The organism is Mycobacterium innocens, assembly GCF_900566055.1.
GTDB lineage: Bacteria > Actinomycetota > Actinomycetes > Mycobacteriales > Mycobacteriaceae > Mycobacterium > Mycobacterium innocens.
Genome location: NZ_UPHQ01000109.1, coordinates 1 through 25,310, shown reverse-complemented (window position 1 = coordinate 25,310; position 25,310 = coordinate 1). Strand labels below are relative to the sequence as shown.

Genomic DNA, 25,310 nt, shown 5'->3' with positions numbered 1-25,310 from the left:
CGCCCAGTTCTGCGGCGCTGGCTTGGCGGGCCAGGTGGTTGATCAGCTGATGCTCGGGCACCGGTAGGCGGCGGCGCACGGTTTCGCAGCGCCCCAGCAGCGTCAACCACTGCGCGGTGCTCAACGCGTCAAAGTTCAGGCCCATCACCGCATCCAGCGCCGCATCCAACCCGTCGAAGGCCGCCGTGATCGCCTGCCAATCCATGAAGCCAACCTATCGGCGGGCACCGACAAAAACCGGGCAGAAAGTGCCCGCCCAACAAAAGATTTCACGTTTCGCTCACAGCGAACAGCAGCGCTTCCCGACGCGGCCACCGCATTCAGCTACGTATGCGCGACGAACCCAGTGCTCACCCGACGGACCTCTCTTGCACGGCAGGCACTAGCAGCAGACGTTGGCATCACAGCGAGTAGCAGACGGAAAGCCCTTCTGCCATAACAGAAAATGTGGTTTCCGCACCGCCATCTCGGCCAACGGCCAGAGCCGCTGCCTGGACAGGCTAAGCTAAGAGCCGACCCGTTCGACACCTGCGACATTCCGCTTGCCGCGGCGCAGCACCAGCCAGCGGCCGTGCAGGAAATCCGATGACTGCGGCGTCCATTCGTCGGTCTCGACGCGAATGTTGTTGACCGACACCCCGCCCTCGTTGACGGTGCGCCGCGCCGCCTTCCTGCTGTCGGTAAGGCCGGTGGCCACCAAGAGGTCCACGATTCCGTCAGGACTTCCCGGTTTGAGTTCGGCGACGGTGGTTTCGCGCAGCGCGGCGGCCAGCGTCGGCTCGTCGAGCCGGCCCAGCTCACCGTGGCCGAAGAGCGCCCGGCTGGCGTGCTCGACGGCCGCGGTGGCCGCCTCGCCGTGCACCAACGAGGTGAGCTCGGCGGCCAGCCGTCGTTGGGCCGCACGTTGGTGTGGGCGCTCGGCGGTCGCCTGCTCCAGTTCGGCCAGCTCGTCGGCCGACAGGAACGTGAACCACCGCAGGTAGCGGATGACGTCCGCGTCGGCGGTGTTCACGAAGTACTGGTACCAGGCGTAGGGGCTGGTCAGCTGTGGGTCCAGCCACAAGCTGCCGCCGCCGGTCGATTTGCCGAACTTGGTGCCGTCGGCGGCGGTCACCAGCGGGACGGTGAGCGCATGCACTGTGGCACCGAGCTTTTGGCGCACCAGCCGCACTCCGGCGATGATGTTGCCCCACTGATCCGAACCACCGATCTGCAGGCTACAACCGTGACGCCGGCGCAATTCGACGTAGTCGTTGGCCTGCAGCAGCATGTAGCTGAACTCGGTGTAGGAGATGCCCTCACCTTCCAGGCGGCGACGGATCGTGTCGCGGTCCAGCATCACGTTGACCGAGAAGTGCTTGCCGACATCGCGCAGGAACTCGATGGTCGACATCGCGGCAGTCCAGTCGATGTTGTTCTCGACGATGGCGCCCGTCGGCGAGTCCCCAGAATCCGAGAAGTCGACGAAGCGTTCCAGCTGCCCGCGGATCCGGTCAGTCCATTCGGCGACGGTGTCGGCGTCGTTGAGGGTGCGCTCCCCGATGTCGCGCGGGTCCCCGATCATGCCGGTGGCCCCGCCGGCCAGCACGATGGGTCGGTGGCCGGCCCGCTGGAAGCGGCGCAACGCCAGCAGCGGCACCAGATGTCCGGCATGCAGGCTCGCCGCGGTGGGGTCGAAGCCGGCGTACAACGTCATCGGGCCGCGTCGCAATTCGGCGGCCAGCGCGTCGAGGTCTGTGGACTGCGCGATCAGCCCACGCCAAGCCAACTCGTCAAGGATCATGGTCGAAGAGTCTTCCAAACTAGTCGCTGGCGCCCGGGACCGGCGCTCGGGGGCTGCGCCGATAGGCCGACACCTCCGGTCGCCCCGCAAGCCACAATCGCCACGGCCGGTCGGCGGCCTGGCTGACACCCACCCGCGGTCCGGACAGCGCCGTGGGTGGATCGGCCAGCTCCAGCGTTACCGGACTGGCCGGGTCAAATAGGTCAATCCCATTGTCCGCCATGGTGATTCCCAATGCTGAGCAGAGATTTCCCGGACCACGCGCCAGCGCGGCGGTACGGACCAGATCGCCACGACGGGACCGGGCGACATCGATGCCATCCTCGACGACGCACGCCCGCAGCAAGACGGCGGCAGCCGTGCCGTCGGGGCCGCACGAGACGTTGGCGCAGACATGGATTCCGTGACTGCGGTAGGTGTAGAGCCGGCCAGGCGGCCCGAACATCACCGCGTTGCGGCCGCTGAGTCCGCGGTAGGAATGCGCCGCGGTGTCCGGCCAGGGACCGCCGGGCACCCCGCCGTAGGCCTCGACCTCGACGACGATGCCGCGCACCCCTCGTCCGGCGAGTGTGGCACCCAGTAAGCGGCGCGCGGCAGCGACCGGGTCCACCAGTAGTTGCTCAGCGCTCACCGGAGAGATTGTGCCGTGCCTCTTGACAAGCACCGGCGACAGGCCGATATTCATCATATGATGAGTTCATCGAGTGATGAATTGCTTCGGGGCGGCGCCGAACCGGCGGTCGTCATCGAAAACTTGACCGTCATCCGTGGCAAACAGCCAGCGGTTCAAGATGTTTCACTGAGAATCGGGGCCGGAACCATCACCGGGCTGCTGGGCCCGTCCGGCTCGGGCAAGACCACGCTGATGCGCTGCATCGTCGGCTCCCAGATCATCACCTCCGGTTTGGTGCGGGTTCTGGGGCTGCCGGCCGGGTCGTCCCAGTTACGCCACCGCGTCGGATACATGCCTCAGGACCCGACCGTCTATAACGACCTGCGGGTGATCGACAACGTCCGCTACTTCGCCGAGCTCTGCGGAATCGACGGTCAGACCGCCGACGAGGTGATCGACGCGGTGGACCTGAGCAGCCACCGGACTGCGCGCTGTGCCAACCTCTCCGGCGGCCAGCGGGCCCGCGTTTCGCTGGCCTGTGCCCTGGTCGGCCGGCCGGATCTGCTGGTGCTCGACGAGCCGACGATCGGCCTGGACCCGGTGCTGCGGGTCGAACTGTGGGATCAGTTCACCGCGCTGGCGCGGCGTGGCACCACGCTGGTGGTGTCCAGCCACGTGATGGACGAGGCCGACCGCTGCGGCGATCTGCTGCTGATGCGCGAAGGACGGCTGCTGGCCCACACCACGCCGGACGAACTACGGAAGGAAACCGGATGCACATCACTGGAGGACGCGTTCCTGTCCATCATCCGACGCACCACCACCGCGCCCGCAGCCGGCTGAGCCTGCAGAACTATACGGCCACTACTGCACGGATTCTGCGCCAGCTGACTGCCGACCACCGCAGTATCGCGATGATCCTGCTGGTGCCGGTTCTGGTGCTCACGCTGATGTATTTCATGTTCGACAAGGTTCCGACCCGCCCCGGTGCTCCCTCCGGATTCGACACGGCGTGCATGGTCCTGCTGGGCCTTTTCCCGCTTTTCGTGATGTTCGTCATCACCGCGATCACCATGCAACGCGAACGGGCTTCGGGAACGCTGGAGCGCATCTTGACCACGCCGCTGCGCAGAATTGATCTGCTCGCCGGCTACGGGACCGCGTTTTCGATCGCCGCGGCCGCCCAGGCCACGCTGGCCTGCATTGTGGCGTTCTGGTTGCTCGGCTTCGACACCGCGGGGAGTCCCGCGTGGGTTTTCATGATCGCGATCGTCAACGCGATCTTGGGTGTCGGGCTGGGGCTGCTCTGTAGTGCCTTCGCCCGCACCGAATTTCAGGCCGTACAGTTCATCCCGCTGGTGATGGTGCCGCAACTGCTGCTGGCGGGCATCATCGTCCCGCGGGCGCTGATGCCGACCTGGCTGCAGTGGCTCAGCAATGCGATGCCGGCCAGCTACGCCCTGGAGGCCCTGCAACAGGTCGGGGCACATCCCGAGCTGACCTACACCACGGTGCGCGACATCGTGGTCGTGCTGGCTTTCGCGGTCGCGTCCATGGCTCTGGCCGCGGCGACACTGCGACGCCGGACGCCATAGTGGCGGCGCGTCGACGCCCCGGCCGGCCGGCCGGGAACTCCGACACCCGCGAGCGCATCCTCACGTGTGCGCGAGAGCTATTTGCGCACAATGGTATTGACCGAACCTCGATCCGTGCCGTGGCCGCGGCCGCCGGCGTGGACGCCGCCCTGGTGCATCACTACTTCGGCACCAAGCAACAGCTCTTCGCCGCCGCCATTCACGTCCCGGTGGATCCGATGGACATCATCGTGCCGATGCGGGAAACCCCGGTCGAGGAGCTCGGCGTGAAACTACCCACCGCGCTGCTTGCGCTGTGGGATTCCGAACTGGGCCCACGGTTGATCGCGACGGTGCGGTCGCTGCTATCGGGCGACGGGGTCACCTTTGTGCGTTCGTTCTTCGAGGACGTGGTGACCGCGGAGCTGGGTTCACGCGTCGACAGTCCCCCCGGGACGGGCAGGATCCGCGCTCAATTCGTCGCCTCCCAGCTGATAGGTGTGGCCATGGCGCGCTACATCGTCAAGGTGGAGCCTTTCGCGTCGCTGCCGGCCGAGCAGATCGTGCGGACGATCGCGCCGAACCTGCAGCGCTACCTCACCGGGGATCTGCCGGATGGCCCGGCGCCGTGAAGCGGGCGTGCTCGTCGTCGCCGACGTCACGGGCCTGCTCGACCAGCAGGACCGGGATGCCGTCCTCGACGCGGTAGGCGCGCCGCAGCCGCGGGTTGTAGAGCACCCGGCCGTCGTCGACGAGCAGCAGCGGACCCTGGTCGGCCGGGCACACCAGGATGCTCAGCAGCTTGTCATCAATCATCGGCGGATTTCTCGCCGCCCAACTCGGTGCGCGCCGCCGGGGTCAGCCGGCGAAACTCGCTGGAGGCAGGGTCGAAATACCATGCCTGGCGGCCCGGCTTGGGAATTCCGGCGGCCCGCAGCGCGCTGACGGTGGGCCGGTAGGTCGCGCTGAGCGACAGCTTCGGCACCACGTGCACGATGTCGGGTCCCAGTCCGACCGGCATGCCCGCGACGGCATCGGTCAGGTCGGCCGCCGTGATGGTCGCTCCCGGCCGCAATGTCACCGCAGCGACTGCGAGTTGATGACCGTTGGCCGAAACGTCGTAGGTGACCGCGAGGTCGACGCCGTTGATGCAGCCCAGCGCATCGGTGACCGGCTCGGCATACACCATTCCCCGCGCGGTGCGCACCACCGAACCGCGCCGGCCCGCCAGCCAGTAGTCCCCGTCCGGGTCGCGGAAGAACAGGTATTCGGTGGAGATCCAGGTGTCGGCGGGGGCGAAAACGCCCCGCTTGATCGACGCGCTCGGGTCGATGGGTCCGCTGGCGTGCGCCAGCAGCACTCCGACCTGGTTGGCCACGGCGACCTGGACGAACCCGCGGTCGTCTTCCAGGATCAGGTCCTGTTCGGCGTCGTAGGCGCCGAGTTCGACGCGTCCGGCGCCCGGCAACGGGCGGCCCTTGCTGCCGATCTTGGCGCCGGACACGTTGGCCAGCACCGCCTGTCCGTCGGTGGTGGCGAAGAACTCGACGACATGTGCCGGCGCGAACGTGTCGACGACTCGCCCCCACAATCCGGTCGGCATCCCCGAGCCGATGAACAGCCGCACGGGGTGGTTGCCGTACAGGGCAAAAGCCGGATCGTCGACCACGTCGCGCAGCATCGCCCAGGTGTAGGACACGACGGTGACGCCGTAGCGACGTACCTCGGCGACGAACCGGTCGGCACACAGTCCGCGCGACAGTGCGATGCGCGCGCCGCCGACGACCGCACCGCCCAAGCTCACCAGCAGCGCGGATTCGTGGTGCAGCGGCGTCAGACAGTAGACGGTGTCTCGACGGTCCAGGGCGGCCGTCGATGCGGTGCCGAAGGCCGACACCGCCCAGCGGTAGTTGGTGATCTGCTTGGCGACCAGCTCGCCGCCGACCGCGCTGAACGCAATGAATGCCAAATCCCTTGCCAAGCCCGGGTTTTGCCGGTACCAGGCGGGCAACTGGACGGCATCGGGGTCGATCTTCTCCATGTCGATCACATCGGCGTCTTCGGGCAGATGCAGATCGCGTGACTCGCCGCCGCCCAGCACCAGCACCTGTCCGGGCAATTGGCGTGCCGCGGCCAGGTTGGTGGGATCGGTGATGATCTCGGTCGCTCCCCCGAGCCGGACCTGTGCGGCCAGGTCGACGTCTTGGCGCATCAGGACCACAATCGCCCCCAACCGGGACAGCGCCGCGATCGCGACCAGGGCACTGGGCCGCGTCTCCATCAGCACGCCCACCCGGTCACCCTGGCGCACCCCGACGTCGATCAGGCCACGGACCACGTTGTTGATGCGCCGATTCACGGCCTCATAGGTGTGCACGCGATCGTCGAACAGCAGGAATTCGCCCTGTGGCGCGTCATGGGCCTGTTCGTCGATGATCCGGCCCAGCGAAATCCGGGTGTGGTCGTTGAGTTGCCCCAGCCGGGCCAGGCGCGGCAGCGTGCGGACGGTTTCGACGGCCAGGGTGCGCATGGACTTATTGGCGGCGACCACCGCCTCGGCAGCACCGCGGGCCATCGCCAGGGCCGCCTCGGACACCTCTCCGATACCGTGCGCGACCCGGGAGCTGAACGCGACTCCGCTGTCGGTGTGTTCGGCCGGCTGCTCGACCATCAGGCTGATGTTGGCCGGCTTGTCACCGTCGCTGGAGATCCAGCGCACCCATTCGGCGACGGTGGGCCAGCTCTGGTGCGCCGCCCTGGATCCGACGACAAGACCGAAATGGCCGGTGCGGATGAGGCATTCGTAGACGTCGGTGTTGGGTGCGGCGCGCCGGATGCCGCGCACCGAAGCCGGCTGGCCGATGTCGTCGACCTCGCCGACGAACGCCAGTATCGGGCAGGTGATGTCGGTGAGCGTCACCATTTGGCCGCTGATGGCGAAGCCGCCGGTCATCATTCGGTTGTGGGCGATGAACTGCTTGAGCAGTTCTGAGATCGCCGGACCGGACCAGGCGATCCAGCCTTCGGATTCGAGGAATCGGCGCTGTTGCTCCCGCGGCAGCAGGGCCTCGCGGTCGTGGAGCTGCCGCAGGAAGTCGATGCGGGCCTTGGCCGTCTTGAGCGGATCCATCATCTGGAAACCGGTGCGTGCCATCCAGCTCGGGATGGCCAGCCGGTTGAACACATGATCTGCCATGAAGCTGGCGGCGGCCGCACCGAAGTTCGCCGGAATACCCATCGGCAAGGCGGCCAGGGTGTCCACCGGCGAGCCGAACGCCACGATGCTGGCGACGTTCTTGGAACGCCGGTATGCCGCGGCCTGATAGCAGAACATGCCGCCCTGCGAATAGCCGACGATGTGCACGTTCTGGCCGGTGGTGTCATGAACCGTGTCAATGGCCTGACTGAGCGCGACGATGTGGTCGGCCAGATTGCGGCGCATGCCGCCCTCGACCTTGTCGGGCGAGCCGAAGTCGATGACCCACGGATCCAGCCCGCGCGCGTGCAGGATGCCCACCGCGCCGTCCTCACGGGTGACGTCCCACATGTCGGCCGACATCATCATCGGGTGCACCATCAACACCGGCGCACCCACGGGCGCGTGTCCGGGCCTGGTGTCCGGCGGGAAGTAGCGTCGCAGCTTGTACATCGGTACGCTCTCGACGATCTGGGACGGCGACGGCACGCTACCGGTTTCCAGACCGCCCAGCCGCAGGACTTCCAGCCCATTCTGGGCCGTGGCCACCAGACGCTCGACCGGGCGTGTGACCATCGACAAATTGAGATCCACCACTGCTCCTGGGTGCTCCTGGGTGCTCCTGAGTTGGCCTTGACCAGCGTGGACATCATTCCACATCGGAGCGGGGCGAAGCTCACGCCGTCGCAGACGACGCCGCCGGCGCCGCCGGCGGTGGTCGGGGGGCGCTCGGGGGTGTTCCAGCCCGGATGACGTTACCCGGGCTGCCGCCGACCCCTACCCCGGACGGCGATCAGCGAAAGAACTTGCTCAACACGCTGGCCGCCCCTTCATCGGTGTCGAGATAAGCACCGGCGGCCTTACGAAGACCGTCTGCCAGCTGTCCGTCGACCTTTTGCACGCACCCGCCCGTGGCACTGCGGACGGTCTCGAACCCGGCCAGGGTCTGATTGAACAGCGAGCAGAACGAACCGTGAGTGGTCGAGACCGACTGACTGATTCCGCTGACCATGTCGACCGCGGATCTCACATCGGCCGACACGTTGCCTTGAATCCGCTCCAGCACGCTCAGGAACTCCGGTACAACGTACAGAAAATGTCCCATGACTACTCCCCTCTGGTGAACAGTTTGGCTATCAGGTTGGCTCGCTACGCTTTTGGCGCCCCGGCATTGACAAATATCGGCACTTTCCCGGCCTTCTCAGCACTCGCTGGCGGGCCGTCGACGGGCGCCCGCTCGGCATTCGCTGCGCCCGAGGCCCCGCCACTTCCGCCGTCGCCCTGCGGTCGGCGCGACGGGGCATGCGGCACAGATCCTGGCAACCCCGGGGTACCCGACGAGGATTGCGCGCCGGTCGCCAGCGCTGGGCTGTCGGCCTGGCCAATGCTGCCGACAGGACCCACTTCCATTGGGAGCGAACGCATCTGAGTCATCGCTCCGCCGAGCTGGCCCATCGCCGGCAAGCCGGCACCGCCGAGAGCGCGCACCGGATCGGACAGCTGAGCCAGGTCCGACAAGTGGCTGAGGTCGGGCATGGCGGCCGCGCCGCTTGAGGCTGACTTTCCCGACATCGCAGCGATGCCCGACAACGACGACAAGCTGGACATCATGGTTCCCAAGCCCATGTCGGAAAAGATGCTGGCAATCTCCGACCACGCCGCGTACAGGGCGGACTCCAATTTGGAGATGAATTGTCGTATATCGAACTCGATGTCCGACACGACGGCGATCACTTCCTCCTCGATCAGGGCTTCCAGCAGCTCGACCAATTTCCACAGCGCGGCAATCAATTTGGCGGTGTCTTCGGCCGTCTTGTACGCCAGATAAGCCAGCGCACCGGTAACCATGCTCATCATCAGCGAAGTGATCGGAAGCTGAAACCCATCCGAGAGCCATTGCCCGACAAGGGGTATGTAGGAAATGACGATAGCGACCGGACGCGCGATCTCGAGAACACGCTTCGCGAATGCCAGAACATCGCGGGTTTTCTTTACCGCGTCCGCTTGATCCGTTACCAGCGTCCCGGTGATGTAGTCCAGGTCCGCCAAGATTTCTTCACGGAGCTTCTGCAGCTCATTCTTGGCGGAGTACGCTTCCGCCGCGGCGCCCATCCACCGGTCGCCCGGGGCGGCCGAGGCCTGATCCTGGGCACTTCGGGTGAACCATGACGAACTGGTGTTGAAGACGTCTCCGGAAACCGGCAATCCGATTCCAAGCAACGCCTCGAATCCATCGATGGTGCCGATCGCCGAATCGATGATCCAGGCTCTGTCCATTGTGATTCGTCCTCTCGCAAGCTAATTCGTTAGCCGGCCGTCCACCGGCGCAGCTCAGGCACTACCCGGTTATGTATGATCGCCGGCTGATTGCCGGGGTTTGAATACGGCACACGCCCTCGCCGCGCCGCTTGGAAATCACTCCGCCAGAAGCGCGCTAGGCGCCATTCATAACGCAGCGCAAGCCAACTCATAAGAAAAAGCCGGTCGGTGTTTTCGTCTAGCTGCCATGGACTGCCCCTCTGTCACGCAACCAACAATGACGAACTGCCGCAACATGTTGCACGGGACAACAGCGCTTTCGGCGGCGCACGTCCGACACGCAAACTGTTTCCAGCCGGATAGCCGGGTTCACTCGCGACTTTACGATTGCCACACGAAAGCGTTGCTCTATACAACAGTAATGTTGTGCAAGTCACATTAGGGCGCGAAGGCCGTAAGCGCAAGAGCCAATTGAGATTTGCCTGTGATCACGTCGTGATCGATTGCGCGCGACGGCCGCCCACGCGTCGCCGGTGAGGCTTCGGCGGTCGGACTCGAGGAAACTGCCGGGTTCAACCGATCGGGCAGCACCCCGGCCACGACCGCAACAACGGCGCATGCAGTCCCCCACAGAACTGAATCCCTTGTGGCGCCCGGGCTTTTATCCCGCCGTGGGCATCAGATGGCTCTCAGCTCCGAGAACGCGCCTCTCATCGACTGAAGCATGTTGGTTTCGGCACATCGGGCCGACTCCAGGATCGCGGGGACGTCCTCGAGTTTGGCGTGTATTCGCGACAGCTGCTCGAGCACACCGAGCCTTCGCTGATTGACGTCGTCCAACATCCGCCGCGCCTCGGCCATGCGCTGCTCGACCTGCTCGTCGGCAAGGCGGACGCGCCGTTCGGCCTCGGTCTTGGCATCACTAAGCCGTTTGTCGCACTCCTGCTGCGTAGTTCGCAGCTGATCATCGATCTGGAATTGGGTGTCGGACCGGAGTCTGATCAGTTCGGCATCGAGTTGCTGTTCCGCCTTCTCGCGGCGCCTGGCATCGGCAATGCGCATCTGGTCGATCTCTCGGACAGCTTGTGCCCTAAGCTCTTCTGCTTCTTCTCGCGCACGGCGGACCACCTCGGCATGCTCGAGATCGAGTGCTCGTTGCCGCGCCGCTATCTGGGCCAGCATGTCTCTTTGGTCACGCGAGCCGCTTCGGCGTCATCTTGGCCGCGGCGATCAACGCCGACGCCTCGGCCCGCGCCTCGGACTGCATCTGAAATACCTCGTCGACAGCGAACCGGAGCATTTTCGCCAACCGGTCGGTGACCGCCGGCGCCGACGGCGAGGTATCCCGCAGGACCGCGTTTTCGTCCCGCAGTGCGGCAATCTCCACCCTGAGTCTCTCGGTCTCGTAGTGTTGCGCCTGCCGCTGAACCATCAGTTCCGCGAGGTACTGGTTGACGGCAGCCGGATCGTATCCATTGCGCGTCCGTTCGAATTTCGGAGCGGGATCGTTAACGAAGGTTGTCACCTGGTACCCCTCAGACACGCCTCGCGATGGGCTGACGGTGGTTGGCCACGGCCCGCTTTCCGGTCGCTGACTTACTTGCGGATCGCCCCCGGGATGGCCGGACAACGATGCCAACACAGCCGCCGGTGCAAGGACAGACGTGACTGCGTGACTCACCGAAACTCCTTTACATCAGCGTGCGACTCGCCAGTTTGGTAAGCGAGGCAGACTATAGTGCACATTGGCAATAATTGTTATCAGCGGCATTTTTTGGGGCTGAAAGATGACTGTCTCCGACCCGCGCCCCACGCTGCGGAGCCACCGGCCCATCGCGATGGCTGTCACCCAGCCCGCTGCTCAAGAGGTAGCTGGCGTGGCAGCAGCAGCCAGACGGCCACAGCGGCGGTTAGCGGCACCAGTGCCATCAACAGGCTGGTGGTACGCAACGCGGAAACGACGATCTCCTGGGTGGTCGCCATGAGACTGCGGGCTGACCCCGGATCAAGCACGGCGACGCCGCCCAGGTTGCCCCCGCCATACGCACGGGTAGCCTCCAATGCTTTGGCGGCCTGAGTGGGAGAGACGCCCGTCCCAGCGAACCGTTCCTGCGCTCGTGCCGAGTAGAAAGTCATGGCCAACAGGGTGACCATGGTGGGCCCGAGTGAGTAAGCGGACTGGCCGACGCCGGGTTTGACCGCGGCCACCGAGCCCTCCAAACCCGGTGGGGCAAAACTCATCATGACACTGGCCTGCGGGGGCTCAATGAAGCCCAGGCCTGCAGTCAGGATCACTATTCCCACTCCGATCACGACGATAGAAGTGCCCATACCGAAGGTGGCGAATACGCCGGCGGCCACGGTGAGCAACCCCAGACCGAACAGGATGGTGGCCCGCTCCGAGGTCCGGGTCATCATGCGGCCAGCCGCAACTGCCGCTGGCGCCTGCACGGCGGCGCCCAGCACCAACAGCACGCCCAGCACGGTGAGCGAATACCCGCGGACCACGGTGGCGTAGTAGCTCAGGATGAGGATGAGCCCGGCGGACAGGAAGTTGAACGCCAGCCCGGCGATGACGGCGGCATTGAACGGGCCGGCCCGGAAGATCCGCAGATCCAGGGCCGGATGGTCGGTCCGCAACTCCCACCACACGAAAAAGACTCCGGCAGCCAGCCCGATCAGCAACGGCGGCGCGGCAGCGGCCGGGCCGTGAGCCAGCCGGGACAGGCCGTACACAACACTGACCAGCATGAAGCCGGCGGCGGCAATACCGGGATAGTCGATTCGGCGGTCGCTGATCCGGAACGTCTCGGGGACGAACCGAATGGTGATGGGGATGGTGAGCAACGCTACGGCGGGGGCCACGACTAACGCCCAGCGCCACCCAAGTGACTCGACCAGGACGTTGCCGATCAGCGGTAGTGGGGCGCCGACCAAGAATGCGGTGCCGAGGAAGAGGCTGATGGCCTTGGGCCGCTGCTCGGGCAGGAACACGGCGTTGATGATCGCCAGCGAAAGACCCAGTAGGAAGGCGAAGAAGACACCGGTCAGAGCGCGGGCGACCATCAGCATCACCGCGTTGGGCGAGGCTGCGGCCAGCAAGCCGAAAACGATCGCGCCAACCAGGCCCAGCAGATACATCCGGCGTTTGCCGTAGACGTCGCCGAGGGTGCCTGCGCCGAGTATGGCAGCGGCCAGGGTGAGAGTAGCCAGACTGGCAGCGAACCCAGCGGCAGCGGTGGACATATGTAGTCCCTCCCGCACCGGCACGAGATTGCTGGAGAAGATGGTTGGGTCGGCACCGGTGACGGCGAAGCCCAGTCCCATGGCGAGCACAGTCATCCATTGGGCGAGCGTCAGCTTGTCCTCGCCGGGTTGCGTTTCGATGCTTGGCGCGTCCATGCGGGTTTGCCTCTCGTCGTGATGTCCGGTCGAGTCTACGGACGACGCGGGCCGGTGTTGCCCCGGAATGGTCCTGAACGGCCGGAAGTTTGCGGAAACGATGCTCATCTGCCCGCGGCCGTGTCGCGCTACCGGGCGACCGGCGGCCGATTGGGTCCGGCGCCGCCCGAACCTCACCTTTTCCGCGGGCCAACGACGAACCCACCGCGGCGCTCCCCGCTGGGCTGGGCAAACTAGCAATTCCATTGGGCGACAAGGTTTCCTGGGCCTTAGACAGCGCCCTGCCGCGCGGGGTGCCACTGGCTCTTGAGAACCGTGCCCCGGGCGGCACAGCCGGCACCGTTGACGCCGAAGACCATGGGGTCGGACACGGAATCTGTCCGCCAGCGGAGTCGACGATGTGTGCAGGTAGCGTCGGCCCGGTGGCACACCTGCTCGGAGCCGAGGCCGTGCACCTGGCATATCCGGCCCAGGTGGTATTCGAATCGGTCACGCTCGGCGTCAACGACGGCGCACGCATCGGCATCGTCGGGCGAAACGGGGATGGCAAATCCAGCCTGCTGGGCCTGCTCACCGGCCAGATACAGCCGGACTCCGGACGGGTCACCCGGCGCAGCGGTTTGCGCGTCGGCGCGCTGAGCCAGGCCGACACCCTGGACCCCGTTCACACCGTCGGCTGGACGCTGGTCGGCGACCAACCGGAGCACCACTGGGCCGGTGACCCGCGCGTCCGCGACGTGGTCGCCGGACTGGTGTCCGACATCGCCTGGCGTGCAAAGGTTTCCACCCTCAGCGGCGGCCAGCGGCGCCGTGTGCAGCTGGCCCGGCTGCTGGTCTGCGACTGGGACGTGATCGCTCTCGACGAGCCCACCAACCACCTCGACATCGAAGGCATCACCTGGCTGGCCGGCCACCTCCAACAACGCTGGGCCCGCAACAGCGGCGGGCTGCTGCTAGTCACCCACGACCGGTGGTTTCTCGATGAGGTCGCCACCACCACCTGGGAAGTCCACGGCGGCGTCGTCGAGCCCTTCGAAGGCGGATACGCGGCCTACGTGCTGCAACGCGTCGAACGTGACCGGCTTGCCGCAGCGGCCGAGGCCAAGCGGCAGAACCTGATGCGCAAGGAGCTGGCCTGGCTGCGGCGGGGTCCCCCGGCGCGAACCTCCAAACCGAAGTTCCGCATCGAGGCCGCCAATCAGCTGATCGCCGACGTGCCGCCGCTGCGCAACACCGTCGAGCTGGCCAAGCTGGCCACCGCCCGGCTGGGCAAGGACGTCATGGATCTGCTCGACGTGTCGGTCTGCTTTGACGGCCGCCCGGTGCTGCGGGACATCGAATGGCGGATCGGCCCGGGCGAACGCACCGGCATCGTCGGAGCCAACGGCGCCGGGAAATCCACCCTGCTGGGACTGATCGCCGGCACCATCGAGCCCGACACCGGCCGGGTCAAGCGCGGCAAGACCGTCCGGCTGGCGGTGCTCGACCAGCAAGGTGATGCGCTGACCCCGTTCGCGCAGGACCGGATTGCCGATGTACTGACCGGGCTGCGCGGCGGCTACGAGGTCGACGGGCGCGAAGTGACCCCGGCCCAGCTGCTGGAACGTCTCGGCTTCGGGCGGGGTCAGCTCTCGGCACGGGTCGGCGAGCTTTCCGGCGGTCAGCGGCGCCGCCTGCAGCTCATGCTGACGCTGTTATCCGAACCCAATGTGCTGCTGCTCGACGAGCCCACCAACGACGTGGATACCGACATGCTGACGGCCACCGAGGATCTGCTGGACTCGTGGGCGGGCACCTTGATCGTCGTTTCCCACGATCGCTATCTGCTGGAACGGGTCACCGATCAGCAGTACGCGATTCTGGACGGCCGGCTGCGGCATCTGCCCGGCGGCATCGATGAATACCTGCGGCTGGCTACCAAACCGTCGGCGGCACCGGCCGCCAAACCGGCTGAGCCCCAGGAGATTTCGGGCGCGCAGCGCCGTGCCGCGGAGAAGGAGCTGGCCGCCGCCGAGCGCCAGCTTGCCCGCCTGGCCGACCGGATTGCCGCCAAACACACCGAACTCGCCGAACATGACCAGGCCGACCACGTCGGCCTGGCCCGGTTGACCCGGGAATTGCGCGCCCTCGAAGACGAGGTTGGCGCGACGGAGGAGCGCTGGCTGCAGATTTCTGTGGTGCTGGAATGAACGCGTACCGGACGGTGCCGTACCTGCCCGGGGAAGCGCTGCTGGCGCTCTATCGGCACCGCGGTGCGGTGGTCGATGCCGGCGTCGGGCGGCATGGCTTCGTGTATCTGTTGGGCGCCGAGGCCAATAAGTTCGTGTTCGCCAACGCCGACGCGTTCAGCTGGCGTGAGACGTTCGAGAGCCTGGTTCCGGTCGACGGGCCTACCGCGCTGATCGTCAGCGACGGCGAAGACCACCGGCGCCGCCGCAGCCTGGTGGCGCCGGGGCTGCGCCACCGGCAGGTTCAGGACTATGTGCAGACCATGGTGTCCACCATCGACGCCGTCATCGACACCTGGCGTCCGGGACAGCGGCTCGACCTCTACCAGGAGTTCCGTTCGGCAGTACGGCGCAGCACCGCCGAGAGTTTGTTCGGCCCGCGGCTGGCCACCCATTCCGACTTCCTCGGTGAGCAACTGCAGCCGCTGCTCGACCTGACCCACCGGCCGCCGCAGCTGATGCGGCTGCAGCGACGGTTTGACTCACCGGGCTGGCGACGCGCGATGGCGGCCCGGCACCGTATCGACGACCTGGTCGACGCGGTGATCTCCGACGCACGCGCCCGGCCCGGGCCCGACGACCACATGTTGACCACGCTGATCGACACGTTGAGCGACAACGAGATTCGCGATGCGATCGTCTCGCTCATCACTGCCGGCTACGAGACCACCAGCGGGGCGCTGGCCTGGGCGGCCCATACGTTGCTCACGTTGCCGGGCGCCTGGGAGACCGTCGCCCGAGAGGTTGATCGCGTGCTCGGCGGCAACGCGCCCGCCGCCGACACCATCGGCTCACTTACCTACCTCAACGGCCTTGTGCAGGAAACACTTCGGCTGTACTCCCCCGGAGTGATCTCGGCTCGCAGGGTGATGCGCGACCTGGTGTTCGACGGCCACCGGATCAGGTCGGGACGGCTGCTGATCTTCAGTGCGTACGTCACCCATCGGTTGCCCGAAATATGGCCCGCGCCACAGGAATTCCGTCCGCAGCGGTGGGACCCCGACGCACCGGACTACCGCAAGCCCGCGCCACACGAGTTCATCCCGTTCAGCGGCGGGCTGCACCGATGCATCGGGGCGGTCATGGCTACCACCGAGATGACGGTGATGCTGGCTCGACTGGTCGCCCGGACGACGCTGCGCCTGCCTGCCCAGCGGATCCGCGCGGCCAACTTCGCCGCGCTGTCCCCAAAACCCGGACTGACCGTCGAGTTCGCCGGCTCAGTGCCAGCGCAGTAGCACCAGCTCGGCACAGAACCCCGGCCCCATGGCCAGCATCAGTCCGGGACTTCCGCTCGGTGGCCGTTTGGCGATGGTGTCGCGCAGGATGTGCAGCACCGACGCCGACGAGAGGTTGCCGATTTCGCCGAGCGAACGCCAGGTAAGCTCGAGTGCGTCGGGGGCCAGTTCGAGGCTGTTGGTGATTGCGTCGATCACCTTCGGACCGCCCGGATGGCTCACCCACGCGCCGACGTCGTCCTTGGACAGTCCATGCGTGGCGAGGAATCCGGTTACGTCGCCGGGCAGGTAGTTCTCGATCAGGTTGGGGAGTTCGGGAGAAAGCCGCAGCTGCAGGCCATGAGAACCAACGTCCCAGCCCATGATGTGCAGCGATTCGGGATACAGCCGGCTGCGGGAGTCGACGATGGTGGGCCCGCTGGTGCGCAGCCGCTCGGCGCGGCGGTCGCCGACGGCGACCACGGCGGCGGCGCCGTCCCCGAACAGGGCGGTCCCGATAAGTCCCGACACCGTCGGCTTGACCGCGGGGTAGGTGAGCGAACAGAGCTCGACCGCTATCAGCACGGCGACGTCGTCGGGTGCGCCGCGCAGGTAGTCGTTTAGCCGGGCCACTCCGGCCGCGCCGGCCACGCACCCCAGACCGAACAGCGGCACCCTGCGTACGTCGGGGCGCAGGCCGAGCCGGCCGGCGACCCGGGCGTCCAGGGCCGGCACCGCGACACCGGTCACCGTCGTGGTGACGATCACGTCGATGTCCTGCGGTTCCAGCCCGGCCTCGTGGAGCGCACCCATGAGCGCCTCGACGGCCAGGTCGACGGCTTTGTCGATAAAGATCTCGTTCGCATCGCCGAAGTCGGTCAGCCCCGGGTACTGCTCCAGCGGCAGGACGAACTGGCGGCTGTTCACCCGGGCGGCGGCGTGCAAGCGCCGGACGATATCTTCGTGTTCCTTCAGACCGGGAAATTCGACGAACGAATCGGTGATCTGACTCTGGCTATAGCGGTGCGGCGGCAATGCACCGCACACGCCTGCAACAACGCTCATGGCCCCCGCCCTTACTTGCTCACCTACCGGCCAGCCCACCCGAAGAGAATTCAGATTTTAGGCGGCTTTAGGCGGTCTGGCAAAGAGACCCGTATTCAACACATGTCGTATTCGGGCACCGGCGGCGTTGCCGTAATTCGGCGCCTCCGGCCGGATTTCGCTATTGGGCGCTGTTGTCGTCGGATGGCTCGAGCGCCATCGCGACCAGGGCATCGGGGCTCAGCGAGTCGATGACGTCCTCAGTGACGGTCGATTCACGCACCGCGTTCTCGGCCTGGCCGGCCAACACCAAGAGTTTGCCAAGTAATCCGGTTCGCCGAAGCTCGCTCAGCGGAATGCTTCTCAACAGCGACCAAACCTGCTCGTCGCCGGATTCGTCCAGATCGCTCGGCGACAGTCGTTGACCCAGGTGCCGGGCGACCGCTGTGGGAGTGGGATAGTCGAATATCAAAGTGCGCGACAACGTCAAACCGGTGGCTGAGGCCAGGCGGTTACGCAGCTCGATCCCGGTCATCGACTCGAACCCGAGGTCTTCAAAGGCGCGGCCCGCGTCGATGCCGCGGCTGCTCGGGTGACCCAACACCGCGGCCGCGTTTCGGCACACCAAATCGACTAGCCGTCGGTGCTGTTCGGCCGGATCGAGCTCGTTCCAGCGGTGCCACAGCGCGGACCTGCCGACGTGTTCGATGTCGTGACGAGTGCCCTCACCAAGCCAAAACCGCTGCCGCGCAAAGCCGTAGGTGGGGAGTTCGACCGGGCGGGCGCCCAGGCCGGTGAATGCCTTGGGCCAGTCTATGCTCACGCCTTCGGCGAACAACTGACCCATTGCGGTGAGCAGGGATTCTGCTTCGGGGTGATCCTTGGCCAACAACGCCGGAGACGCTGTCAAGCCGGCGCCGGGACCTATCTCGAGAAATGTTGTAGCGCCCAAAGACTCGGCCAACGAGATACCTTCGGCCAACCGCACCGGTTTACGCACATGCTCAACCCAATACGCTGCCGATCCATAGTCGGGACCAGCCAATCGGCCGGTGACATTGGACACCAACGCGATCCGCGGCCGACTCACCGGCAGCCCCGCCAGGGCCGCGGCAAACTCCGCCAGCATCGGCTCCATCGATGCCGAATGAAACGCGTGCGACACCGCCAACCGGCGCACCCGCCGTCCCGTGCCCGCCAGCCGGTCCGCCACCGCATTCACCGCAGGCTCGGGGCCGGAAATCACCACCGAATCAGGCGCATTGACCGCCGCGATCTCAACTCCCGGCGCCAGCAGCGGCGCCACGTTGTCTTCGCAAGCGTCGACCGCCACCATCGCGCCGCCGGCCGGCAATCCCGCCATCAGCCGAGCGCGGACCGCAACCACCCGCGCGGCGTCGGCCAGCGACACCACCCCGGCCACCTGGGCAGCCGCGATCTCGCCCACCGAATGACCCATCACGATGTCGGGCACCACACCCATCTCCGCCAGCAGCGCTGCCAACGCCACCTCCACGGCGAACAACGCCGGTTGCGCAAACTCGGTATTCTGCAACGCCGCCGCATCCGTACCCCACAGCACCCGCCGCAGCGGCAGTCTCAGGTGTTCATCCAGCGCCTCGGCGGCCGCATCGAAAGCCTTGCTGAACACCGGGAACCGCTCGCACAGTCCGCGGCCCATGCCCAGGTATTGCACCCCTTGGCCGGGGAACACGAATGCGGTCTTGCCGACCGGTTGTGCCCGGCCGACCGCCACGCCGGCGCCCGGTTCGCCGGCGGCAAGGCCGGCAAGTCCGCTCAGCAGCTGCGCCCGGCCGGTGCCCACCACCACCGCGCGGTGCTCGAACACCGACCGGGTGCACACCAGCGACCAGCCCACATCCACCGCATCCAGATCGGGGCGTTCGTCCATCCGGGCCAGCAATCGCTGCACCTGGTTGGCCAATGCCGGCGCCGACCGGGCCGACAGCACCCACGGTAGGCCGGTTGACTTGTTAGCACGTGGCATTGCAGCGCTTTCGGTGGCCGGCGCCTGTTGGAGCAGCAGATGGGCATTGGTGCCGCCCATTCCGAACGACGACACCCCGGCTCGCCGTGGCCGCCCCCGGTCCGGCCACCCCGTCGGCGTGGTGTTGACTTGCAGCCCAAGGCTTTCCACATCGATAGCGGAGCTTGCGCTCACATAGTTGAGGCTTGGCGGAATCGACTCGTTTTCGATGGCCAACACTGTCTTGATCAGCCCCGCGATTCCCGCTGCCGCCCCGGCGTGGCCGATGTTCGTCTTCACCGAGCCAATCCTGACCGGATCATGCCGGTGCTGCGCGAATATCTGACCCAGCGCCGCAGCCTCGGCCGGGTCGCCGATTCTGGTGCCGGTACCGTGCGCCTCGACGTAGTCGACCCCGGTGCAGTCCACGCCGGCTTGGGCCAGCGCACGGCGGATCACGTCGGCTTCCGCCGAAGTCGAGGGCGCGGTCAGGCCGGCGGAGCTGTGCCCGGCGTTGCCCACGGCACTACCCACAATGACTGCGCGGATTCGGTTTCCGTCAGCCAGGGCCGCGCGCAGCGGCTTCAGCAGAACCAGGCCACCGCCTTCCCCGCGAACGTAGCCGTCGGCGCGGGCGTCGAACGCGTAGGTATGGCCGGAGGTCGACACGGCACCGAACTCGTGCTCCAGCAGGGCCGTTTCGCTTGCCACATTGAGATGTACGCCGCCGGCAATCGCCTGCTCGGAGGTTCCGGCACGCAGGCTCTCACAGGCGAGGTGAACCGCCACCAGCGACGACGATTGACCGGAATCGACAGTCATGCCGGGACCGTGCAGGGCGAAGGCATACGAGACCCGGTTGGCGATCATCGCCCTACTGACGCCGGCAAACGAGTAGTGATCCACGTTTTCGGCGGCGTCGCGCAGCGTCAAGAACGAATAGTCGTCGTTCATGGCTCCGAGGTAGACCGAGATCTGCTGTGCTCGAACGGTTTCCGGCACGATGAAGGCGTCTTCGAGCAGCTCCCAGGTCAGTTCCAGCGCCAGTCGTTGCCGCGGGTCCATCGCGGCGGCCTCGCGGGGCGAGATATCGAAGAACGCCGCGTCGAAATCGGCGCTACCGGCCAGGCGTCCGGCGGCTTCGCGGCCGTCGCGCAGCACTTGCCAGAATTCGTCGGGGCCGGCACCGGCGGGAAACCGGCAAGCCAGTCCGATAACTGCGATGTCGCCCGGGTTCACGGGCCCAGTTCCTCGTCGAGAATGGCGAACAGTTCGCTTTCGCTGGCGGTGGTGATGTCGGCGTCGTGGCTGACGATCGCGGCGCTGGGCGTGGCGAGGCCGGCCAGCATGGCGCGCAGCCGGTCGGACACCTGGTCCTTCTCTTCGGAGGTCCAGTCGGGGCGGTTGACCAGGGTATCGAGTTCGCGCGCAACGTCGTCGAAGCGGGCCAGCCGGTCGGGTCGCTCGTCGGCGAGCACGGGGACGGCGGAATCGAGTTGCTGGGCAAGGTGTTCGGCCAGGGCGGCCGGGGTCGGGTAATCGAAGATCAGCGTGGGCGACAGGGTCATCCCGGTTGCGGCCTTGATGCGGTTGCGCAGTTCCACGGCGGTCAGCGAGTCGAACCCGAGATCCTGGAAGGGCTTATGGGCATCGATGTCGACGGCGCTGGAATGTCCGAGAACGGTCGCGGCGTTGGTGATGATCACGTCGACGAGTTCGCGGTGGCGTTGCTCGGGGCTCAGCGATTGCAGACGCGAAATCAGGTCCGGCATCGACGCGGGGGTGCCGGTGCTGTCGATGACGCGCCGCGACGGGCGGGTGACCAATTCGCGCCACAGCGGGAGCACCTCGGCATTGGCGGTCATCACCGCGGTATTGAGCTGGGCGGCGACGACGACCGGGCGGTCGCTGAGCAGCGCGCTGTCCAGCAGTTGCAGCGCGTGCTCGGTGGTCAGCCGATCCAACCCGGCCTGCTTCATCCGGGCGAAATCCCGTTCCCCCAAGTGCCGCGTCATGGTGCTGGGCTGTTCCCACAATCCCCAGGCAACCGATAGTCCGGCCAACCCGCGCTCGCGCCGATAGGCGGCCAACCCGTCCAGGAACGCATTGGCCGCCGCGTAACTGCCCTGCCCCGGGGCTCCAGCGATCCCGGCCATCGACGAAAACATCACGAACGCCGCCAGATCCACATCCCGTGTCAGCTGGTGCAGGTTCCAGGCCCCGTCGACCTTAGCCTTCAGCACCGCCTCGACCCGGCTCGGCGTCAGCGACGCGATCACCGCGTCGTCGAGCACCCCGGCGGCATGGAACACTCCCTTGAGCGGGAACTTGTCCGGTAACTCGGTCAGCACTGCTTTGAGCGCATCTCGATCGGCGACATCGCAGGCGGCCACCGAAACCTGAGCTCCACCCTGTTGCAATTGGGCCACCAAGTCCGCAACGCCCGGGGCGTGCTCGCCGGTGCGGCTGACCAACACCACATGCCCGACCCCGTAGCGGTCCACCAGATGCCGCGCCACCGCCGCCCCGGCCATTCCGGTGCCGCCGGTGATCACCACGCTGCCCCCATGGAGAACCGACCGCGCCGCGGGCCCTTGGGGGATGGTCAGCACCACCTTGCCGACATGACGGGCCTGGCTGACATACCGGTACGCCTGCTGAGCGCAGCGCACGTCAAAAGCCCTGACCGGCAATGGTTTCAAGGTACGGTTGGACAGTAACCCGAGCACCTCGGAAAGCATCTGCGCGATGAGATCAGGGCCGGCCTCCATCAAGTCGAATGCCCGATAGCCCACTCCCCGATACTGTTCGGTCACGGCCCGGGGGTCACGCAGGTCGGTCTTGCCCATCTCGATGAAACACCCGCCTGGCGCCAACAGCCGCAACGACGCATCGACGAACTCCCCCGCCAGCGAGTTGAGCACCAGGTCGACCCCGCCGCCGCCGGTGGCCTTGCGGAACTTCTCCTCGAAGTCGAACGTCCGGGAATCGGCGATATGGTCGTCGTCAAAGCCCATGGCCCGCAACGTATCCCATTTTCCGACACTTGCGGTGGCGAAGACTTCCGCCCCCCAATACCGCGCCAATGCCACGGCCGCCATGCCGACACCGCCGGTCGCGGCATGCACCAGGACCTGCTGGCCGGCTCGCACACCACCCAACACCGACAACCCGTACCACGCGGTCAGGAACGCCACCGGCAGGCCCGCGGCCGCAACCAGCGACCAGCCCGGCGGAACCGCCGTGACCAACCGCTCGTCCACCACCGCTTCGGAGCTCACCACCCCCAGCAAACCCATCACCGGGTCACCGACGGACAGCCGCGTCACCCCCGGGCCGACCTCGACCACCACCCCGGCACCTTCGGCGCCCAGCTCGCCACCGCCCGGGTACATCCCCAAGGCCACCAACACATCCCGGAAGTTCACCCCTACCGCGCCCACGGCAACCCGCACCTGGCGCGCCGCCAGGTCTACCCGCGGGCACGGCCGCACGGCCACCTCCTCGAATGTTCCGCCGCCGCCAACACCCAACCGCCACAACCGATCCGGCAATGTCAAGCCCGAATTCACAACCGCCAGCCGGGCGCCGTACACCACGCCGGAACGCACCACCAACTGCGGCTCACCGGCACCGCCGACCGCGTCGGCGGCCACGGATCCGTCCGAATCCACCAGGACCACCCGGCCCGGGTACTCCGCCTGGGCCGACCGCACCAGCCCCCACACCGCCGCACCCGCCAAGTCGCGGACGCCCTCGCCTCCCAACCCCACCGCGCCGCGCGTCAACACCACCAGGACTTCGCGACGATCGTCGGCCAACCAGCGCTGCAGCGCCTCCAGCGCCGCAACCACCCGTTCGGCGACACCACGGGCGGCACTCGCTTCGGACGCCCACACGACCACCTCGGAGTCGGCGCCGCCGGGCCCCAACGTAATCGGCGACCATGCCAGTTCGAGTAACCGGTCACCGGCCACACCAGCGGCAGCCAATGCCGCCGCCGACAACGCGTTGCCTGACACCGGACGAATGGCCAACTCGCGCACCGACAACACCGGCAGGCCCGCCGAATCGGCCAGCGCCACCGACACCGAGCCGGCGTCTGCCGGTGTGATCCGCACCCGGACCCGTGACGCACCGGCTGCCTGCAACGACACCCCCTGCCAGGAGAACGGCAGCGCCAACTGGTCGGCAGCCGCCACGAATCCCCACGCATGCAGCGCGGCATCCAGCACCGCCGGGTGGATGCCAAACCCCGCCACCTTGACGTCCTCGGAAGCCGCCACCTCCGCATAGATTTCGCGCCCCCGCCGCCACACTGCCCGCAGGCCGCGAAACGCCGGCCCGTAACCGTAGCCACGTTGCGCCAACCGCTCGTAGACATCGGTCATATCCACGGCGGATGCACCCACCGGCGGCCACACCGACAAGTCCACTCCGTGACCGGGACCGCCGGCCCGTAGTACGCCGTCGGCATGTAGCACCCACGAATCGCCGGCTGCCCGCGTCGAATACACCGATACCGTCCGGCTCCCCGCCCCGTCGGCGACACCGACCACGACCTGTATGCGCGTCGCTTCGCCCGCCGGCAATGCCAGCGGCGACAGTAAGGTCAGCTCCTGCACCACCGGACAGCCGACCTCGTCACCGGCGCGCAACGCCAACTCCACGAATCCGGCCCCCGGAAACAGGGTTACGCCGCCCACGACGTGATCGCCCAACCATCCCTGCAGTTCGGGCGACAGCATTCCGGTCAACACCACGCCACCGACGTCGGGGCGTTCCACCACCGCCCCCAGCAGCGGATGGCCGAGCCCCCGCAGGCCGACACCGCTCAGTTTGGTCTGGTCGACTCCCAGGTCTTTCAGCCAAAACCGGCGTCGCATGAAAGCATAGGTGGGCAACTCGACTCGCTGGGCGCCTAGGCCGGTGAACACCGTGCGCCAGTCCATGGACATGCCTTGGGTGAACAGTTCGCCCAGCCCGGTGAGCAGGGATTGGGCTTCGGGCCGGTCCTTGACCAACAGCGGCGGCGACGCCGTCAGCCCGGCCCGGGGGCCCACCTCCACGAATGTCACCGCACCCAAGGACTCGATCAGCGCCACACTGCCGGCGAACCGCACCGGTTTGCGCACATGCTCGACCCAATACGACGCCGACCCGTACCCCGAGCCGGCCAATTGCCCGGTAACGTTGGACACCAACCCGATCTGCGGCGGATCTGCTGTCAGATCGGCCAGAACCGTGCCGAACTCCGGCAGCATCGGCTCCATCAATGCCGAATGAAACGCGTGCGACACCGCCAACCGATGCACTCGGTGTCCCGTGCCCACCAGCCGGTCCGCCACCGCATTCACCGCAGGCTCGGGGCCGGAAATCACCACCGAATCAGCCGCATTGACCGCCGCGATCTCGACGCCGGGCGCCAGCAGCGGTGCCACCTCGTCTTCGGAAGCCGCCAACGCCACCATCGCGCCGCCGGCCGGCAGCCCGGCCATCAGCCGAGCGCGGACCGCAACCACCCGCGCGGCGTCGGCCAGCGACAACACCCCGGCCACCTGGGCCGCCGCGATCTCGCCCACCGAATGACCCAGCACCACGTCCGGCACCACACCCACGTCCGCCAACAGCGCCGCCAACGCCACCTCCACGGCGAACAACGCCGGTTGGGCGAATTCGGTACATTCCAGCAGCGCCTCATCGATGCCCCACAGCACCTGCCGCAACGGCAATCTCAGGTGCCGATCCAGCACGTCAGCGACGGCGTCAAATGCTTTGGCGTATAACGGGAACCGCTCATACAGCCCGCGGCCCATGCCCAGGTATTGCGCCCCTTGTCCGGGGAAGACGAATACGGTTTTGCCGGTCGGCCGGGCGCGACCGGCCACCACCGCAGCGCCGGGGTCGCCGGCGGCCAGACCGGCCAAACCCGACAGCAACTGCGCCCGGTCGGCGCCCACCACCACCGCGCGATGCTCGAACACCGACCGGGTGGACACCAACGACC

The 25,310-nt window shown here is 66.8% G+C and carries 17 protein-coding genes and 1 pseudogene; 5 read left to right on the top strand and 13 right to left on the bottom strand.

Translation table 11 applies throughout. From position 1 onward, the window contains the following. From EET03_RS12485 to EET03_RS12475, 3 genes and pseudogenes are all read right to left on the bottom strand, one after another. A pseudogene (locus EET03_RS12485) lies at window positions 1-205 on the bottom strand (13E12 repeat family protein); the annotation flags it as partial. 300 nt (window positions 206-505) lie between these two features. Next, window positions 506-1,783, bottom strand: a complete 1,278-nt coding sequence (tyrS, locus tag EET03_RS12480; protein WP_075544542.1) for a tyrosine--tRNA ligase — start codon at window positions 1,781-1,783, stop codon at window positions 506-508. A 19-nt stretch (window positions 1,784-1,802) separates the two neighbouring features. Beyond that, window positions 1,803-2,414, bottom strand: a complete 612-nt coding sequence (locus tag EET03_RS12475) for a DNA-3-methyladenine glycosylase (RefSeq protein WP_099194384.1) — start codon at window positions 2,412-2,414, stop codon at window positions 1,803-1,805. Window positions 2,415-2,471: 57 nt separating this feature from the next. On the opposite strand from EET03_RS12475, the gene EET03_RS12470 reads away from it, so the two are divergent. The 3 genes from EET03_RS12470 to EET03_RS12460 are packed head-to-tail and all read left to right on the top strand — an operon-like array spanning window position 2,472 to window position 4,602. Continuing rightward, a complete protein-coding gene (locus tag EET03_RS12470) occupies window positions 2,472-3,239 on the top strand; it encodes an ABC transporter ATP-binding protein (protein ID WP_075544541.1) in 768 nt (255 codons plus the stop codon). A gap of 2 nt (window positions 3,240-3,241) precedes the next feature. Beyond that, a complete protein-coding gene (locus tag EET03_RS12465) occupies window positions 3,242-3,991 on the top strand; it encodes an ABC transporter permease (RefSeq protein WP_244232337.1) in 750 nt (249 codons plus the stop codon). Next, a complete protein-coding gene (locus EET03_RS12460) occupies window positions 3,988-4,602 on the top strand; it encodes a TetR/AcrR family transcriptional regulator (RefSeq protein ID WP_075544545.1) in 615 nt (204 codons plus the stop codon). The genes EET03_RS12465 and EET03_RS12460 overlap by 4 nt, the downstream gene beginning before the upstream one ends. Here EET03_RS12460 and EET03_RS12455 read toward each other — a convergent pair. From EET03_RS12455 to EET03_RS12430, 7 genes are all read right to left on the bottom strand, one after another. Continuing rightward, window positions 4,568-4,786, bottom strand: coding sequence for a Trm112 family protein (locus EET03_RS12455; protein ID WP_063469343.1), 219 nt, complete (start codon window positions 4,784-4,786; stop codon window positions 4,568-4,570). The genes EET03_RS12460 and EET03_RS12455 overlap by 35 nt on opposite strands. Beyond that, window positions 4,779-7,763 carry an acyl-CoA synthetase gene (locus EET03_RS12450; RefSeq protein WP_099194163.1) on the bottom strand — a complete coding sequence of 995 codons (2,985 nt, stop codon included), beginning with the start codon at window positions 7,761-7,763 and terminating at the stop codon, window positions 4,779-4,781. Before EET03_RS12450 ends, EET03_RS12455 begins: the two co-directional genes overlap by 8 nt. 196 nt (window positions 7,764-7,959) lie before the next feature. After that, window positions 7,960-8,271 (bottom strand): ESX-1 secretion-associated protein, encoded by a 312-nt coding sequence (locus EET03_RS12445; RefSeq protein ID WP_075544539.1) that lies wholly within the window; start codon window positions 8,269-8,271, stop codon window positions 7,960-7,962. Between the two features lie 44 nt (window positions 8,272-8,315). Further along, entirely contained in the window at window positions 8,316-9,443 is a 1,128-nt protein-coding gene (locus EET03_RS12440) for an EspA/EspE family type VII secretion system effector (protein ID WP_075544538.1), read from the bottom strand. A gap of 660 nt (window positions 9,444-10,103) precedes the next feature. Beyond that, window positions 10,104-10,607: a hypothetical protein gene (locus EET03_RS31450; protein WP_244232335.1), complete on the bottom strand. Its 504-nt coding sequence runs from the start codon at window positions 10,605-10,607 to the stop codon at window positions 10,104-10,106. A 10-nt stretch (window positions 10,608-10,617) separates the two neighbouring features. Then, complete coding sequence (locus tag EET03_RS31445; RefSeq protein WP_244232334.1) at window positions 10,618-10,950, bottom strand: DivIVA domain-containing protein; 333 nt, start codon at window positions 10,948-10,950, stop codon at window positions 10,618-10,620. 320 nt (window positions 10,951-11,270) lie between these two features. Next, entirely contained in the window at window positions 11,271-12,827 is a 1,557-nt protein-coding gene (locus EET03_RS12430; protein WP_167470631.1) for an MFS transporter, read from the bottom strand. A 422-nt stretch (window positions 12,828-13,249) separates the two neighbouring features. Between EET03_RS12430 and EET03_RS12425 the strand changes: the two genes are divergently transcribed. Together EET03_RS12425 and EET03_RS12420 are read left to right on the top strand one after the other, a co-directional pair. Continuing rightward, window positions 13,250-15,016, top strand: a complete 1,767-nt coding sequence (locus tag EET03_RS12425) for an ABC-F family ATP-binding cassette domain-containing protein (protein ID WP_075544537.1) — start codon at window positions 13,250-13,252, stop codon at window positions 15,014-15,016. Window positions 15,017-15,030: 14 nt separating this feature from the next. Then, a complete protein-coding gene (locus EET03_RS12420) occupies window positions 15,031-16,293 on the top strand; it encodes a cytochrome P450 (RefSeq protein WP_099194383.1) in 1,263 nt (420 codons plus the stop codon). Here the strand turns inward: EET03_RS12420 and EET03_RS12415 are convergent. The 3 genes from EET03_RS12415 to EET03_RS12405 form a co-directional block, all read right to left on the bottom strand. Then, on the bottom strand, window positions 16,276-17,337 hold the full coding sequence (locus tag EET03_RS12415) for a type III polyketide synthase (RefSeq protein WP_099194162.1): 1,062 nt from the start codon (window positions 17,335-17,337) through the stop codon (window positions 16,276-16,278). The two genes, EET03_RS12420 and EET03_RS12415, sit on opposite strands and share 18 nt — an antisense overlap. A 160-nt stretch (window positions 17,338-17,497) precedes the next feature. Continuing rightward, a complete protein-coding gene (locus EET03_RS12410) occupies window positions 17,498-20,542 on the bottom strand; it encodes a type I polyketide synthase (RefSeq protein ID WP_075544534.1) in 3,045 nt (1,014 codons plus the stop codon). Continuing rightward, on the bottom strand, window positions 20,539-25,310 hold a 4,772-nt coding region (locus EET03_RS12405), incomplete at its 5' end, for a type I polyketide synthase (RefSeq protein ID WP_122508768.1). The genes EET03_RS12410 and EET03_RS12405, both read right to left, overlap by 4 nt.